This is a genomic window from Oscillochloris sp. ZM17-4, from assembly GCF_019599295.1.
Classification (GTDB): Bacteria; Chloroflexota; Chloroflexia; order Chloroflexales; family Chloroflexaceae; genus Oscillochloris.
Window position 1 is genome coordinate 401,179 of sequence record NZ_JAIEWN010000001.1, and the last position, 16,256, is coordinate 417,434.

General features: G+C 66.6%; 12 protein-coding genes. 6 read left to right on the forward strand and 6 right to left on the reverse strand.

Annotated elements, in window-relative coordinates:
* Positions 1 to 11 precede the first annotated feature (11 nt).
* Together K2Z83_RS01575 and bchL are read left to right on the forward strand one after the other, a co-directional pair.
* Positions 12 to 1,301 (forward strand): Coenzyme F420 hydrogenase/dehydrogenase, beta subunit C-terminal domain, encoded by a 1,290-nt coding sequence (locus tag K2Z83_RS01575; protein WP_220593422.1) that lies wholly within the window; start codon positions 12 to 14, stop codon positions 1,299 to 1,301.
* A 68-nt stretch (positions 1,302 to 1,369) separates the two neighbouring features.
* Positions 1,370 to 2,191, forward strand: coding sequence for a ferredoxin:protochlorophyllide reductase (ATP-dependent) iron-sulfur ATP-binding protein (gene bchL, locus K2Z83_RS01580; RefSeq protein WP_220593423.1), 822 nt, complete (start codon positions 1,370 to 1,372; stop codon positions 2,189 to 2,191).
* 237 nt (positions 2,192 to 2,428) lie between these two features.
* Here the strand turns inward: bchL and K2Z83_RS01585 are convergent, their stop codons facing one another.
* On the reverse strand, positions 2,429 to 3,808 hold the full coding sequence (locus K2Z83_RS01585; RefSeq protein WP_370650017.1) for a radical SAM protein: 1,380 nt from the start codon (positions 3,806 to 3,808) through the stop codon (positions 2,429 to 2,431).
* A gap of 21 nt (positions 3,809 to 3,829) precedes the next feature.
* Positions 3,830 to 5,335, reverse strand: coding sequence for a B12-binding domain-containing radical SAM protein (locus K2Z83_RS01590; RefSeq protein ID WP_220593425.1), 1,506 nt, complete (start codon positions 5,333 to 5,335; stop codon positions 3,830 to 3,832).
* A gap of 615 nt (positions 5,336 to 5,950) precedes the next feature.
* On the opposite strand from K2Z83_RS01590, the gene K2Z83_RS01595 reads away from it, so the two are divergent.
* Both K2Z83_RS01595 and secD read left to right on the forward strand, forming a co-directional pair.
* Positions 5,951 to 6,661 carry a thioredoxin domain-containing protein gene (locus K2Z83_RS01595; protein WP_220593426.1) on the forward strand — a complete coding sequence of 237 codons (711 nt, stop codon included), beginning with the start codon at positions 5,951 to 5,953 and terminating at the stop codon, positions 6,659 to 6,661.
* A 280-nt stretch (positions 6,662 to 6,941) separates the two neighbouring features.
* A complete protein-coding gene (gene secD / locus K2Z83_RS01600) occupies positions 6,942 to 8,360 on the forward strand; it encodes a protein translocase subunit SecD (RefSeq protein ID WP_220593427.1) in 1,419 nt (472 codons plus the stop codon).
* Between the two features lie 124 nt (positions 8,361 to 8,484).
* On the opposite strand, the gene K2Z83_RS01605 is transcribed toward secD, so the two are convergent.
* Complete coding sequence (locus K2Z83_RS01605) at positions 8,485 to 9,273, reverse strand: FHA domain-containing protein (protein WP_220593428.1); 789 nt, start codon at positions 9,271 to 9,273, stop codon at positions 8,485 to 8,487.
* A gap of 464 nt (positions 9,274 to 9,737) precedes the next feature.
* Between K2Z83_RS01605 and K2Z83_RS01610 the strand changes: the two genes are divergently transcribed.
* Together K2Z83_RS01610 and K2Z83_RS01615 are read left to right on the forward strand one after the other, a co-directional pair.
* Positions 9,738 to 11,174, forward strand: a complete 1,437-nt coding sequence (locus K2Z83_RS01610; protein WP_220593429.1) for a diguanylate cyclase — start codon at positions 9,738 to 9,740, stop codon at positions 11,172 to 11,174.
* Positions 11,175 to 12,305 carry an ArgE/DapE family deacylase gene (locus K2Z83_RS01615; RefSeq protein ID WP_220593430.1) on the forward strand — a complete coding sequence of 377 codons (1,131 nt, stop codon included), beginning with the start codon at positions 11,175 to 11,177 and terminating at the stop codon, positions 12,303 to 12,305.
* A 36-nt stretch (positions 12,306 to 12,341) separates the two neighbouring features.
* Here K2Z83_RS01615 and K2Z83_RS01620 read toward each other — a convergent pair whose 3' ends face one another.
* The 3 genes from K2Z83_RS01620 to K2Z83_RS01630 are packed head-to-tail and all read right to left on the reverse strand — an operon-like array spanning position 12,342 to position 16,026.
* Positions 12,342 to 13,028 carry a ligase gene (locus K2Z83_RS01620; RefSeq protein ID WP_220593431.1) on the reverse strand — a complete coding sequence of 229 codons (687 nt, stop codon included), beginning with the start codon at positions 13,026 to 13,028 and terminating at the stop codon, positions 12,342 to 12,344.
* A 15-nt stretch (positions 13,029 to 13,043) separates the two neighbouring features.
* Positions 13,044 to 13,430, reverse strand: coding sequence for an MGMT family protein (locus K2Z83_RS01625; RefSeq protein ID WP_220593432.1), 387 nt, complete (start codon positions 13,428 to 13,430; stop codon positions 13,044 to 13,046).
* A gap of 16 nt (positions 13,431 to 13,446) precedes the next feature.
* Positions 13,447 to 16,026: a hypothetical protein gene (locus K2Z83_RS01630; RefSeq protein WP_220593433.1), complete on the reverse strand. Its 2,580-nt coding sequence runs from the start codon at positions 16,024 to 16,026 to the stop codon at positions 13,447 to 13,449.
* Positions 16,027 to 16,256: the final 230 nt, after the last annotated feature.

Sequence of the window (16,256 nt, forward strand, 5' to 3'; positions counted from 1 at the left end):
AAGGTATGGGCATGATCGATAACGCAACACGCAACACGCAAAACACAAAACTCGCCGCTCCGCGGGAGCGCAGCCTGTCTGAGATCACGCTGATGAGCGCTGCCGAGCGCCTGAAGGGCCGGCCTAAGCTCTGTAGCGACTGCGGGGTCTGCTCCAGCAGCTACCGCCCGATGCTGCCGCAGGTCTGCGTCTTTGTGGACAACAAGAGCGAGGAGATCGAGCGGAAGCTCCACGGGCGCAACCGTGAGGATGGCGACGAGCTGCTCTTTGGAATCTACCGGTCGATCCATGTCATCCGCATGGCGCGCCCGAACCCCGATGCCCAGTGGAGCGGGATCGTCACCGGCCTGGGGGCGCTGCTCCTGGAGCGCGGCATCGTCGATGGGGTGATCACCACGATGGCGGTGCCGGGGACGCACCACGCCCCGCTGCCCGTCCTGGCCCGCACGCCCGAGGAGGTGCGCGCCAGCGCCCGCAACAAGCCCTGCCTCTCGCCTAACCTGGATGTGCTCGACCAGGTGCGTGAGAGCGGCGTGACGCGCCTGGCCTTCATCGGCACCGGCTGCCAGGTTCACGCCCTGCGCGCGATGCAGGATGAGCTCGGCCTCGAGAAGCTCTATATCATCGGCATCCCCTGCACCGACAATGTGGCCTACCCCGACATGATGCGCTTCCTGAATGTCGCATCGGCGTCTCCTGAGACGGTCGTCCACCACGAGTTTATGCAGGACTTCCGGGTGTGGCTGCGCCACGAGGACGGCCACGTCGAGAAGGTGAACTATGTCGATCTGGATGTCTCGGCGCTTGGCGGGGAGCGCGGGATCTTCCCGGCGGCCTGCCTCTCCTGCTTCGACTACCAGAATACCCTGTCGGACCTGACGATCGGCTACCTGGCCGCGCCGCTGCCGCCCACAGAGCGTTGGCAGTGGACGATGGTGCGCACCGAGGCTGGCGAGGAGCTCTTCAATCTGATCCGGCCCTTCCTGGAGCTCGGCGCCTTCACCCAGCGCGGCAACCGCCTGCTCGGTGTGAGCGAGTATGTGCGGATGCTGAAAAAGCCGCGTGGGCGGCCGCCCTTCCCCATCCGCAAGCTGATCGCCTGGATGCAGCGCAACCGTGGCCCGCGCGGCATGGAGTTCGCCCGCTCCGTGATCGAGATGAAGCTGCTGCGCAACCTGCAGTACGTCCGCGACGCTCATAGCCGCTTGGAGCGCCGCGTTGTCCCCGGCCACGTCTACCGCGCGCTCGCCCAGTACGCCCAGGTGTATGAGGAAGAGTTTGATCGGCCGCTTGCGCCGTGACCGAATGGAGGGTGGGTTCAGGGAGGGCCGGCCCTCACACCCCCCCAAACGCATGTAGGAGAAACCCCATGTCCCTTATTATCGCAGTGTATGGCAAGGGCGGCATCGGTAAGTCCACCACGTCGGCGAACCTCTCGGCGGCCATGGCTCTCAGGGGCGCCAAGGTGCTCCAGATCGGCTGTGACCCCAAGCACGACAGCACCTTCCCGCTCACCGGCATGCTCCAGCCGACGGTGATCGACGTGCTTGACGAGGTTGACTTTCATATTGAGGATATCTCCCGTGAGGATGTAATCGTCACCGGCTTTGCCGGCGTCGATGCCCTGGAGTCGGGCGGCCCGCCTGCGGGCAGCGGCTGCGGCGGCTATGTGGTGGGCGAGACGGTCAAGCTGCTCAAGGAGTTCGGTCTCTACCACAAGTACGACGTGATCGTCTTCGATGTGCTGGGCGATGTGGTCTGCGGCGGCTTCTCGGCGCCGCTGAACTACGCCGACTATGGCGTCATCGTGGCCTGCAACGACTTCGACAGCATCTTTGCAGCCAACCGGCTCTGCCTGGCGATCGCCCAGAAGAGCCAGCGTCACAAGGTGAGGATGGCGGGCGTGATCGCCAACCGGGTGGACTACGACATCGGCGGCGGCACCAACCTGCTCGATCAGTTTGCTGAGACGGTGGGCAGCCGGATCATTGGCAAGGTGCCCTACCACGATCTAATCCGCCGCTCGCGCCTGGCCGGGAAGACCCTGTTCGAGATGGAAGGGCCAGACAAGGATATCTGCGTCCAGCCCTTCTTCGACATGGCCGACCAGCTCCTGGGCACGCCGGAGTCGAGCGTGCCGGCCCCGCTGAACGACCGCGACATCTTCGATGTGATCGGCGGCTGGAAGTAAAATCACTGAGGCACTGAGGGTGTGAGGCACTGAGGCACTGAACGGGGGGCGGCGGGCTTTGCCCGCCGCCCCTTCTTTGTGTTGTGATTGGTGGCTGGAGGGTAGCATCACTGAGGGTGTGAGCCGCTGAGGCACTGAACGGGCCGCCGCCCTGTCTTTGTGGCAGACACACAGGGGAGACGAGCGAAGCTCGTCTCCCCTGTGTGTCAGTGCCTCACACCCTCAGTGCCTCAGTGATTACATCAGCATCTCGGGCGTGAGGCGCTGCGTGAAGTAGTGCATCGCGATGTTGACCAGCCAGACCCAGTCCATCTTCCGGCCAGCCATCCGCTTATAGATCCCCGGCCAGGAGTAGACCGCGCGCTGCACCTTGATAAAGTTCTTGAGGAACTGCTCGCGCTGGATCTTGGCCGGCTCATACATATAGTGGAAGGTGTCGTACTTGTCCCAGTCGAAGTGGACGATCCGCGGCTTCATCTCCTCGAACCAGGGTGTGCCGGGGAACGGCGTGGCGATCGTGAAGACCGGGAACTCGATCCGGTTCTTCATGATAAAGTCGAAGGTGTCCTGGAAGCTTTTGTTTGTGTCGGTGTCGAAGCCAAAGATAAAGTAGCCCTGGATGGCGATGCCCTGCTTATGGACATTCGCGACCACGTCCTCGTAGTGCGCCACCCGGTTAGAGCCCTTGTGGACATACTTGATCGTCTCCGGCGAGACCGACTCGAAGCCGACGTTAAACATCTCGCAGCCGGCGGTGGCGGCCAGCTCGACAAACTCGCGTTTCTCCAGGAAGTTCATCGAGATATTCGCATTCCACTTCGTGCCCATGCCCACCATCGCATTGAAGAGCTCATTGGCGTAGGCCGGCTTGAAGCAGATGTTGTCGTCCATGAACGAGAAGCGGACGTTTGCCTTGCCCGCGTAGTCCTGGTGCGCCTTGATCTCCGTGATCATGTGGTCCGAGTCACGGGTGCGGAAGCTCTTGCCGTAGATGCGCGGGGTGCAGCAGAAGTTGCAGCCGACCGGGCAGCCCTTCGTGGCGAGCAGGGGCAGCCGCTCCGAATAGTTCTTCGCGTGCTTAGAGATCCGGCTGTAGCGGAAGTCGGTGCGCGGCATCTCGGTGAGCGACTTCCAGCCCATCTCCGGCCCAGGCTTATAGAGCGGCTTGAGCGTGTCCTCGTAGATATCCTGGGTGAGCTGGTCGTAGATCGACTCGATCTCGCCAAAGACCACGCTGGTCGCGTGCTGGAGCGCCTCATCGGGCAGCATCGTGGGGTGGACGCCGCCGAGGACGACCTTCTTGCCCTGGGCGATTGCCCGGTCGCCGATTCCATAGACCCGCTTCGCGTTGAGCGTGCGCGAGGTCATGGCGATCACATCATACTCTGAGAAATCCTGGGGGATCTCATCGCCGATGCGCTCATCGAGGAAGTCGATATCGAAGTGGGTGTTCGCCATGGTGGCGACCATCATCAGGTTGAGCGGCATACTCACCTTGCCGGAGTCGACCATCAGGGGAGTATTGCTCTTCGGCTGAATGACGAGCCACTTTTTGCGCTTCGTAGGAGCGACGAAGGGCTTACGCGTCAGCTCGATCGTATCTGGCGCAATGACCATGCTCATGCAGAACCTCTTCCATCAATGGGCTTCTACGGCCGTTTCGATTGACTCGCTCGACAGTGCCACCGCAGGCGGGGGCAGGTTGTCCTGGGCAATTGGGCGGCGCGAGCCGTGCTTGCAGTTTTCGAGCTGATCCTTCAGGTTGCGTCGGAAGAGGATGCTCGTCACCGTTGTGATCAGCTTATTGTTATTCATGAGTACGCGGCGGACGTTGGCCCGCCAGGTAAACATGCCCAGAAAGTGCTCGATGTACTTGATCTGATACTCGTAGGGGTCGTAGCGGTCGCAGCGCACCACCAGGTTATGGGCCGTGTACTTGTCCCAGTCCTCATCGACGACCAGCCCCTTGGCCTTATACTCCTTGTAGAGCTCCGTGCCGGGGTAGGGGGTGAGGATCGAGTAGATCGGCATCACCAGGGCATTCTCGACCACGAAATCCATCGTGGCGTCCATATCCTCGTAGGTGTCGATCTCCGGGTTGACCAGGAAGTTGCCCTGGATGGGCAGCCCGGCCTTGCGGCAGTCGGAGATAATCCGCGAGTAGTCGGCGGCGGTGTTGATCCGGCCCTTGTTATAGGTCTTGAGCGTCTCCTGGTTGATCGACTCAAAGCCGACCAGCGCCATCGCGCAGCCCGCCTTCACCAGCAGCTCGACCGTCTTCGCGTCATCGAGGAACTTCAGGCTAATAAAGCTGCTGAAGCGGATGTTACACTCGGACAGGATCTCCATGATCTCCCACATGCGCTGCTTGTTCACGCCCAGGTTCTCGTCGGTGAACATGAACCAGGGCTTATCGCCATAGCGCGTCTCGCGGAACCAGACCCGCTTTGCGGTGGCGATCTGCTCGCGGATGGAGTCGGGGGACTGGATGCGGTAGAGCCGGCCGGTGAAGTTCGGGGTGACGCAGAACGAGCATGTGAAGGGGCAGCCGCGGGTCATATAGATCGGGATGGACTTACGCGAGTCGACCTTGCCGCGCTTGCTGCAGAGGAAGATACGCTCATAGTCGATCACCGGCACCTCATTGACGGCTGCGAAGTGGACGGCCTCGTAGCGGCGCTGGAGCTTGCCGTCGGCCACATCCTGGAGTACGTTTGCCCAGAGATTCTCGGCCTCGCCGCTGACCACACAGTCGGCGTGGGCGAGCGCCTCGTCGTAGTTGAACGAGACGTGTACGCCGCCCAGCACGACGGGGATGCCGCGGGCGCGGAATCTGTCGGCGATCTCGTAGGCCCTAGTCGCGTTCAGCGTGCGGGTGGTGATGCCGACCATGTCGTAGCCGCCATCGTAGTTGACCACATCGCCGAACAGTTCATCGACCAGCTCGATCTCGTGCTGTGGCGGGGTGATGCTCACGAGCACGCCCACGGCCATCGAGAAGAGCGCCTTCTGGCTAGTGTCCTCCTCTTTCTTACCCTTCGGGGTGATCAGGAGGATCTTGAGCGGCCGGATCGAATCGACGGGGCGGAGCGGCGCATACATCGAGGTCGGAGTTAGCTCGATCAGCGAGCCATTAGCAGACATACTATCAGTCTGCTTCCCTCCGACGGCTGGGGTTGTACCGGAACTGGTCATTGTGACCTCCCTTGGCATCCTGGCGAGTGGTGCGGCTCGTCCACCTGTCTTTAGTTTGTCTGCGCAGCTTTCCTAGGGGGAAAACGTGCATGTTTCCACACGCAACCCACAACGACGCTGCGCTATCTAGAGCGTAGACACGCCACCATACTATGAGAGACGATGTACAATGGTTTGATAATTATACAACAGAGTGCTTTATATGTCCAGGGGTTTATTAGTAAAACAGCTTCTTTATTTGCGAAAGTTGGGGGGTGTCGAGCGCCTTGCTGCGCTTCTCGGCGTGCGGAGTATGCACCCTTCAGATCCCATTGTGAGGCCAGCGCATCATGGGGGGCGATGAGCTACGAGCTTTCTGATATGCGACGATGATCATCTCGTCTGATTATCACGCCAGTGTCATAAAATCACAAACTGTGCATGCATGGGACAAAAGCGTGATGCTCTCAGGTTTACCGGCCAAATTATGGTTTGACCCCTGCCTCCCACCCCGCTATAATGCCCCTACTATCTTCTATTGAGACTGATCAGCTATAGATCACCTCGGAGCTACAGGAGCTACTCATGAGTGTACAGGGCCAGCGCGGCCGGAAGGTTACGCGCAAGAGCCGTAATTCGCTGACCACCTTCTATATGCTGGTTGGCGGCGTGCTCGTTCTCGTCCTTGGCTTTGTCGGGGTCTTCGCGCTGCGCGGGGGCTTCTCCAGCACCGTGACCCCGGTCACCGCAGCGGTAGGCACCACTGCCGATGGCTACTACTATAAGGGCAACCCCGATGCCCCGGTGAAGGTGATCGAGTACGGCGACTACCAGTGCCCCTCGTGCGCGTTCTACGACAAGAGCCTCGCGCCGATCATTGATCGCGACTATGTGAACACCGGCAAGGTGCAGTTCATCTACCACGAGCTGCCGCTCACATCTATCCACCCGAATGCGCAGGTCTCGGCGGAGGCCGCCCGCTGCGCCGGCGACCAGGATGTGGCGAAGTACTGGCAGATGCATGACATGCTCTTCCTGAACCAGGATCAGTGGGCCGGCCTGAGCTCGCCGCAGAACACCTTCAGCAGCTATGCCGGGCAGCTGGGCCTGGATCGGGGTGCCTTCGATAGCTGTCTGAGCAGCGGCGCGAACACCGCCGTGATCCAGGCCGCCGAGCAGGCCGGGATCGCGGCTGGCATCCAGGCCACGCCAACCTTCGATGTGAATGGTACCCAGGTCAGCGCCAATGAGGTCGCCGCCACGATCGACGCGGCCCTGCGGGCACTGGGCCAGTAGCTCACGGGTGGAGGCGGCCCTGCCGCCCCCCCATGCGCATCAACGTTAGGGCTGCCGCCCTAAAACCGGTGTTGTTTTGGCCAACATGGCCAGCGAAGCTGGCCATGTTGGCCAAAACAACAAGAAATTCTGGGGGTCCCGGGGCTTACGTTGATGTGTATAGGGGGCGGCCCTGCCGCCCCCATACCTTCTTTAGCCAATCCGTGATTGACACTCGTGGGTGCCGCGACTATAATTACGCGGTTTGCAATCAAATCACAACGAAATCGGGTGGTTCATCGTGCGAAGTCGAGATCTCTACTCCCTGCTGCTGATCGTGATTGTGGCTGGGGTGGCGCTGTTTATTAACCTCGCCCCCAGCCAGAACTTCCTCGGGCGCGACGTGCGCTTTCGTCTGGGCCTCGATCTCCAGGGCGGCATCCAGGTGCTGCTGCGGACGACGAGCGCCGCCGCCACCGCAGATGAGGTGAAGACGGCGGCCGGCGTGATCGAGCGCCGGGTCAACGGCCTCGGCGTCGGCGAGACGGTGGTGCAGGTTGCGGGCAGCGACCGCATTATCGTGGAACTGCCGGGTGTTGATAACCCTGAGCAGGCGGTCGAGACGCTGCGCGGCACGGGCCGCCTGGAGTTTATCGACTCCCAGGGCCAGTACATCCCTGATGGCACGGTGGTCCGCACGACGGGCGACCCGAACCCGGCGAAGCTGGCAAACACGAACCCGATCACTGGCACCGACACGGTGACGAATACCGCCGCCGCCGGTCCGATCTACCCGAGCATCACCGATGGCAAAGATCTTGACACCAGCGCGGTGCAGCCGGCCTTCTCGCAGGGCGGCACGCTCGGCAGCCGCCCGGCGGTCTCCTTCTCGTTTAAGGGGAACTCAGCCACGAGCCTGGCGCAGTTCACCGCGACGAATGTCGGCAAGCCCATGTGTATCGTCCTCGATAGCGAGGTGGTCAGCTGCCCGGTGATCAACGCCGCGCTGACCGATGGCTCTGGCGTGATCGAGACGAACAGCACCGCCGACCGCGACCGCATCCTCAACCAGCTGAAGTATGGCGCCCTGCCGATCCCGCTGGAGGTTGAGACGAGCCGCACGGTCTCGGCGACCCTCGGCCAGGACTCGGTGCGGACAAGCATCGCGGCGGGTATCGCCGGCCTGGTGGTGGTAGCCCTGTTTATGGTGCTGTTCTACCGGCTCCCCGGCTTCCTGGCGGCCCTCGCCCTGATCGTCTACACCGCGATCAGCTTCGCGATCTACCGGCTCATCCCGATCACGCTGACACTGCCGGGCATCGCCGGGTTTATCCTCTCGATCGGCCTCGCTGTGGACGCCAATGTGCTGATCTTCGCCCGTCTGCGCGAGGAGTATCGCCGTGGCCGCGATATCCGCACGTCGCTGGAGCTTGGCTTCCAGGAGTCCTGGCCGGCCATCCGCGACTCGAGCGCCTCGACCCTGATCACGAGCGTGGTGCTGTTCCTGTTTGGGAATAGCTTCGGCGTGAGCATCATCAAGGGCTTCGCGATCACGCTGGGCCTGGGCATCGTGATCAGCCTGTTCACCGCTATCGTCGTCACCCGCACCTTCCTGCGCCTGGCCGCGCCGGTGTTCAGCGAGCGGAACGCCTGGCTCTTCGGGATCGACCGGCGCAACACGCCGTCGGCCGACCCTGCCGCTCCTGCTGAGGCGATGTAGCTTACCGAAGACTGGATACAGGACACAGCTATGGAAAATCTCGTCCGCCATCGCTACTGGTGGTTTACCATATCGCTCATTATTATTCTGCCGGGGCTCTACTTCCTGCTGCTGAACCCGGTGATCACGACGGGCAGCTTTGGGGTCGGCCTGCGCCCGAATGTCCACGCAGCTGTCGGAGCGGCTCATCGCCGGCGCGCAGGCTCTGCGGCTGGCGCGGCGCGACGCGGGCGGCGTTGAGGAAGGTGCCGTTGGTGCTGTCGAGGTCCTCGACGAGCACCTGTCCGCCCTGGAGGAAGATGCGGGCGTGACGCCGGCCGACCCCGCGCTCCAGGGCGCCGTGGTCGGTCAGGTCGATGTCGGGGAAGACGTTGCTCACCGGGTCGGCCCGGCCGATCACGGCCTGCCCCGCGGCGGGCAGGGGGAGGTTTGCGCCGGCGGGCTGGATGGCCAGGCGGACCCCGGCCAGGCTGGGGCGGCCCTGGGCCGGCGGGGTGACGGCCGGCGGGGTGACGATCGGCGGCGGGGCCACCGGCTGCGGCGGGGTGACGACCGGCGGGGTGACGATCGGCGGCGGGGCCACCGGCTGCGGCGGGGGGTAGCTCGGCTGGGGCGGCACACCGGCGTATGGCAGGCTGGGGGCCGCCGCCGCCGGGGCCGGCGGCCCGCTCAGCAGCGACGCGCCGCAGGTGTCGCAGAAGGCCTCGCCCGGGATCACCGCCGTGCCGCACTGCGGGCACACGCTCGGCCCGGCGGCGATCGTCGCCCCGGTGGCCGCCGGGGCGGGCGGCGGCGCCATGGCCGGGGTTGGGGCTGGCGGGGCCGCCGGGACGGCGATCAGCTGGGCGCCGCACTGGTCGCAGAAGCTGGCCGCCGCCGGGTTATCGACTCCACACTGGGGGCAAAACGGCATGGGTAGGCAGACCTTTCGTTCAGAGGTTTGGCACCAGGGTGTTGGCTGAATTATACGTCAGAACGAAAGCCTTCGCCCTTCGCCGCCGGAGCGCTTGTCGAAGGTCATCAGCAGCTGTGGCGAGCTGCGCCTGCGTATCTCTCCGCAGACGGCGGCGGTGTGATGTGTTGAAAGGCAATACCGCAGAAGTAGCGCTGTGACCCGACCGTGCCCGGCCCGTAAACGGGCGGGCTCCTATGGACGAAGGCCGCCTGCGCGGCCTCGGCCAGCCCGCGCAGGCGGCCTTCGCAGACCGTAGCCGGGGGCTGGGCGATGCGCCACAGCGTGACTTATGCGGTATTGTGTTAAAAGTTAAGAGATCTTCACCTAGAGAGATTTGCGCGCATAATGATGTATACTGGCCTCCAAGCATCAACAGGCTAGTTGCATAAAATGTGCAAAGCATGTGCATGAGAGAAGCACCCATGCCCACCTCCGACCTCCCCTCCCACAGCCAGCCCGAACGACTCACGGCGCATCGCCATGCGATCATCGATAAGGCCTCCAGCGGTGCCGCGCGGCTGTGGGCAGGGGATGAGCCGCGCCTCTATCGCGAGATCGTCCGCCACATGGCTGGGGGGATTGCACTCACGCAGATCAACAGCGGGACGGTGCTCTATGTGAACCCGAAACTCGCGCAGATGCTTGGCTATACGCCCGAGGATCTGCTCGGCCTAAGCATTGATGTCGTCCGACCGCCGAACGGGCGCGACAGCGCCGCCCTCGTCGCCGAGATCGCCGCAGAGCTCAACGTGAGCGGGACGTGGTCGGGCGACACCCAGCTCCAGCGCAAGGACGGGAGCACGTTCTGGTGCCGCAACACGATCTCGCGCTTCGATCACCACGAGTACGGCCAGCTCTGGCTCTCGATCCACGACGATGTCACCGAGCGCAAATCCGTAGAGCACGCCCTGCGGGAGAGCGAGTCGCGATTCCGGGCGATCTTCCACGAGGACTGCTCGGTGAAGCTGCTGATCGACCCGGAGAGCGGTCGGATCACCGACGCAAACCAGGCGGCGATCGCGTTCTACGGCTACACCTACGCGCAGCTGACGGGCATGTGTATCCATTCGATCAACCAGATGCCGCCCGATCAGGTGCAGCGCGAGATGGAGAACGCCCACACGCGCCGCCGCAACTATTTTACCTTTCGGCACCGCCTGGCCTCCGGCGACATCCGTGACGTGGAGGTCTACTCGACCAGCCTGAAGATCCAGGGCCAGCCACACCTCTTCTCGATCATCCACGACGTCACCGAGCGCATGCGTGCCGAGGAGGATCTGCACGCGGCCAATACACAGCTCCAGGCGCAGATGGAGGAGCTGCGCGAGCTGCACGCACAGATGCGCGACCTGGCCATGCGCGACCCGCTCACGCAGCTCTATAACCGGCGCTACCTGCACGAGACGATGCCGCGCGAGATCGCCCGCGCCCTGCGCGAGGGCTACGAGCTATCGATCATCATGATCGATATCGATTACTTCAAGCTGGTTAATGATCGCTACGGGCACCTGGCCGGCGACGAGGCGCTCCAGGAAGTGTCGGCGCTGATCCTATCGAGCCTGCGGGCCAGCGACATCGCCTGCCGCTACGGCGGCGAGGAGATCCTCTGCCTGCTGACCGATACGCCGCTGCCGACCGCAGCCCGGCGCGCTGAGGAGCTGCGTGGCGCGATATCCGCGCACCCAATTATTGCGGCTTGCCCCGAGGCCCGCGTCACCGTCTCGATCGGCGTGGCCGCCTACCACTACAGCACCGGCAGCATGACCGACGTGATCCGCGCGGCGGATCAGGCGCTCTATCGCGCCAAGGCCGACGGGCGCAACTGCGTGCGCATCCATTCGCTCGGGGAGGAGATCTAGATGGATACGCTCACACGCCTGCTGTCCGACCTGGTCGCCATCGACTCGGTGAACCCGGACCTGGTGCCGGGCGGCGCCGGCGAGGGCCAGATCGCCCGCTTCATCGCCTCGTGGCTCGCCGACGCCGGCCTCGACGTGCATCTGGACGAGGTCTCGCCGGGCCGGCCGAACGTGATCGGCGTGGCCAGGGGCACGGGCGGCGGCAAGGCGCTGCTGCTCAACGGCCACACAGACACGGTGGGCGTGGCCGGCATGGCCGCCCCGCACCGGCCCAGGGTGGAAGGCGGCCGGATGTACGGCCGCGGGGCCTACGACATGAAGGGCGGCCTGGCGGCCTGCATGGTGGCCGCCGCCGAGGCGCGGCGGCGCGGCCTGCGCGGCGATCTGATCATCACGGCGGTGGTGGACGAGGAGTACGCCGGCATGGGCACCCTCGACGTGGCCGCCCGCTACCGGGCCGACGCCGCGATCGTGGCCGAGCCCACCGAGCTGCGCCTGATGACGGCCCACAAGGGCTTCGTCTGGCTGGACGTGGAGATCGCCGGGGCGGCGGCCCACGGCTCGATCCCCGGCGCGGTGGACGCGATCGCGCGCATGGGCGGGGTGCTGCTGGGCATCGACCAGCTCAACCGGCAGCTGATGGCCCGCCCGAGCCACCCGCTGCTCGGCAGCGGCACCATCCACGCATCGATGATCAGCGGCGGCCAGGAGCAGTCCTCCTACGCCGAGCGCTGCGCCCTGGCCGTCGAGCGGCGCACGGTGCCCGGAGAGACGCCGGCCCAGGCCGAGTCTGAGCTGCGGGCGATCCTCGACCGGCTGGCCGCCGACACGCCCGACCTGCGGGCCACCCTGCGCCCCGGCGTCCACCGCGCGCCGATGGAGACCCCCGCCGACGCCGCGCTGCCCGCGCTCATCCGCCGCCACGCCGCCGCCGTGGCCGGCCGCGAGACCCCGATCATCGGCGGGGCCTACTGGACCGACGCGGCCTCGCTGGCCGAGGCGGGCATCCCGGCGGTGCTCTTCGGCCCCGGCGGCGCCGGCGCCCACGCCGCCGAGGAGTGGGTCGACCTGGAGAGCGTCGCCCAGTGCGCCGCGATCTACGGGCGGGTGATCGATGAGTTTTGCGGGTGATCGCGTAGGGCCGAAGCAATCGCCGCCATGACTGCGTCAGCTGACGCAGTCATGGCGGCGATTGCTTCGGCCCTGCTTCGGCGCCATGGCGGCCAGGCCCTCGGCCAGCGGCGCGGCCTCGCCGGCCGCCAGGCGCAGCAGGCCGGCCAGCGCGGCCCCCGGCCAGTGCGCGTAGAGCCCGACCTGGAGCAGCGTGCCGTGGCGGCGGCGCACCTGCGAGAAGCCGACCAGCTTGCGCCCGCCGGCCAGGATCTCGTAGGGCGAGCGCCCGGCGAAGCAGGCCCGGCGAAGCAGCGGCCCCAGGGCGCGAGTGTCCTCGCGGGCCTCGGCCACGCTGATCGGCGCGGCCGGCGCCCCCAGCCGCCCGAGGGCGTCGGCCCAGGCCTCGCCCAGCCAGCGGTAGGACTCGCTCACGTCAGAGAGGGCCAGGGCGTGGCCGGGCGGCAGCACAATGTCCTGCATCAGCAGGCCGGGCACAAACAGCACCGCGGTGCCGCCGCTGGCCCGCCGGTGCAGGCTGGCCCCGGCCGCCGCGCAGGCAGCGAGGTCAACCTCGGCGATCTTCTGGCCCGAGCCGATCACCAGGGCCGGGCCGGGCGACTCGTACCAGCGCATAGCCGACGTCGGCACCGCCAGCAGCCCGGCCAGCAGCGCCTCAGCGGAGGCCAGCTCGCGCTGGGCGTCGCCCGCGCTGTGGGGGAGCAGGCGCCATGTGTTGCTCATATCGTCAGTCGCATGCTAAAACAGCTCCAGCTGCTCGGGCGCGTCGTCGTGGGGCGGCGGCGGGCCGAAGCGGTGCGCGGCGGCGAAGGCCATGTCGGGGCCGGCCCAGCGGTGGTGGACCATCAGCGCGCGGCCGCGGCGGTCGAAGGCCACGCCCTCGGCCTCCAGCAGCCGGCGCTGCTCCAGCCCCCGCGTGCTGATCGCGCCGTCCTGGCTGACAATGCGCTGCCAGGGCACGTCGGGCGCGTGCTCGCCCATCGCCCGCAGCGCCTCGCCCACCGTGCGGGCGTCGCAGCCGCCGCCGACCATGGCCGCCACATCGCCGTAGCTCGTCACCTGGCCCGGCGGGATCTGCCGGCACAACAGGTAGATCCGGGCGTAGAGCGGGGGTGCTGTGGTCATAGGGGAATCCTCCTGATCACGGCCAGAGCTGCGCCGCCAGCCGGGCCGCCGCCTCGCCCCGGCCGAACGCGACGATGATCGGGTCGCTGGTGCCGGGGTAGTCCGGCACATGCTCCAGCGGGGCCGCGCCAGAGCCGAGGGCGGCCAGGGCCGCGGCCCTGGCGGCGGGCGAGGCGCTGGCCGGCAGCAGCAGCAGGGCCGGGCCGTCGGCGGGCAGCGGATCGCCGGTGTAGCCGTTTGTCGGCAGGCCGTAGGCCAGGAAGCGCACCGTGTCCTCGGCGCGCAGCTTGTCGGGCATGTAGACCTGCACCGCCCGCAGCTCCGGATCGGCGCTGAGGAAGGGCGCCTGGGCCGCCCGGCCGAGCGCCGTCTCCAGCAGGTCGAACTCGCCGTAGACCCGCGGCTCGACGCGCATCACCCCGAAGTAGAGCCAGGTGTTGAAGCCCAGGCTGAAGATCAGCAGGCCGGCGGCGACGATCTGGCGCGGCCGCCCGCCGGGGCGCAGCAGCAGCACCTCGATGGCCAGGGCGGCCAGCATGCAGGCCGGAGCGAGCATGCCCAGGGCGCGCATGGCGTGGGGCGCATCGCTGCTGAAGATCGCCGGGATCAGGTAGACCAGCGGGATGGCCAGGACCGCCATGCGGCCGGGGCTGCGCGGAGCGCGCAGGGCCAGGGCCAGGCCGAGCAGCAGCAGTAGCCCAGAGGCCGGGTCGAGCATCGGCACATCGGGCATGTGGTGGCGACCGTTGGGCTCACCTTGCACGTGCCACATCAGCAGGTAGCGCTCGCCGTTGGCCAGCAGCAGCCCTAGCGGCGTGTGGGTGTCCAGGTAGTTTGAGCTGAGCACCGAGACCTGGCTGACCCGCCGGTTGTAGTCGCCGTAGTCCTGGGCGATGTAGCTCAGCAGCGGGGCCATCGTCAGCAGGCCGACGGCGGCGGCCACGGCCAGGCCGGGCAGGGCGCGACGCCAGGCGGCGGGCGAGCGCCGCAGGCGCACCATCACCAGCATGGCCAGGGCGATCGGCGCGACCCGCCCGGTGTGGTAGGCGTAGGTGGCCAGGCCGGCGCAGAGGCCAGCCAAACCCAATTGCAGATTGCAGATTGCAGATTGCAGCCGGCCAATCTGCAATCTGCAATCTGCAATCTGCAATCCTCTCCAGGCCAGCCCCACGGCGGTGAGCGTGAGCAGGTGGTCGAGGGTGGCCGGGAAGGCCCAGCGGCTCATGCTCAGGCCCCAGGAGGCCCAGGCCAGCAGGGCGGCCGCGATCAGGGCCGGGCGCCGGCCGAGCAGCGGGGCGGCCGCCCAGAAGAGGGCCAGCGGGGTCAGCCCGCCGATAACTGCTGAGACCAGCCGGTCGCTCCAGACGTGTGGGCCGAGCAGGCCGACCACCGGCGCCATCAGGTAGAACAGCAGGGCCGGCAGGTCGGCGCCCTCGGCCACGTAGATCGGGCGGTAGCTCGGGTCGTTCCAGATCATCAGGGCCTGTAGGCCGTGGCGCGACTCATCGCGCCAGAGGCCGGCGGGCTCGCCGCCAAGGTTGTAGAGCCGCAGGAGGAGGGCCAGGCCGACGATAGCCAGGAGCAGAAGCAGATCACCCCCCCGCTCGGCCCTCACCACCCTCCCCTCTCCCGCTGCGGCGGGAGAGGGGATGCGATCTTCGGACAGGCTCAGGCTGGCCCAGGCGCCCACGAGCAGCCCGGCCAGGCCGAGGGGAGCCGGCAGGCCGGCGCGGATGGCGAGCAGGCTCACAAAGGCCAGGGCCAGCCCAGCCCAGCCCAGGGCGGGTCGCGCGCCCGCCCAGGCCCAAGCCCGGCCCAGCCCCGCGCTGAGCTGCGGGGCGAAGGTCAGGGCGGCCAGGGGCAGCGCCGGCCACCAGGGCCAGCCCAGGGTGGGCAGCAGGAAGCCCGCGTCGGTCGGCCGCGCGGCGGCCCAGCCCATCGCCAGGGCCACGGCAAGCCCCGCGCCCATGGCCGGCGCCGGGGCCGCGCCCACGCGCAGCAGGAGCAGCCAGGCGATCAGCGGCAGGGCCAGCAGGTAGAGGCTGCGCACCGGCGGCGGCAGGAGCGGCCGCCCGGCCGGCGCCGCCGCCGCGACATCCGTCAGGGCCACCCCCAGCTCGCGCGGGTCGCCCTCAGGCACGTAGGCCTCGGCCTGGAAGGACAGGGCCGTCTCTCCGGCGGCGGCGGTGGGGGCGAGGATGTGGTAGCGGCGGAAGCCTGGCCCGACCGCGATCTGGCCGAGGGAGACCCCCGCCGAGGCGAGGGTAAAGACCGGCGCGGCCACGCCCGCGGGGCGCGGCGCGGCCGCGCGCAGGGAGACGATCGCCGGGCGGCCCTCGAAGCCGTAGAGGTAGACCCCAAACAGCGGCTGCGACCAGCGGTAGGTGTCGGTGCCGTTCTGCTCAAGGCTGTAGAATCGCACGAGGTAGCGCCGGTCGCCCGTGTCGCCGGCGCGCAGGGCGTAGCCGGGATTGGCCCACACCGATCCGAGCAGCATCGCCGCGAGGGTGGTCAGCAGGAGCAGGGCGGGAGCGTAGTGTTGAATGTTGAATGCTGAATGTTGAATGCTGAATGTCGAGTGCTGAGTATCTGTCATGCGCCCTAAGTCTTCGTTCTTCAAAAGCACCCGAACACAGCCCGCAAAGGCGAGCGTTATGAGAATGATTCGGCTGACGACGCATTATACCCGAGCTCCGCAGCGCGTCGCTGGGCACGCAGACCAGGGCATGGGCAACGTCCTGCGCGCCCCCCTGGCTGGCCACTGACATCGCGCCGGCAGGGCGCGCTGCGCCGGGCGTCGGCCTGCGCCGACGCCGCACCCGCCCA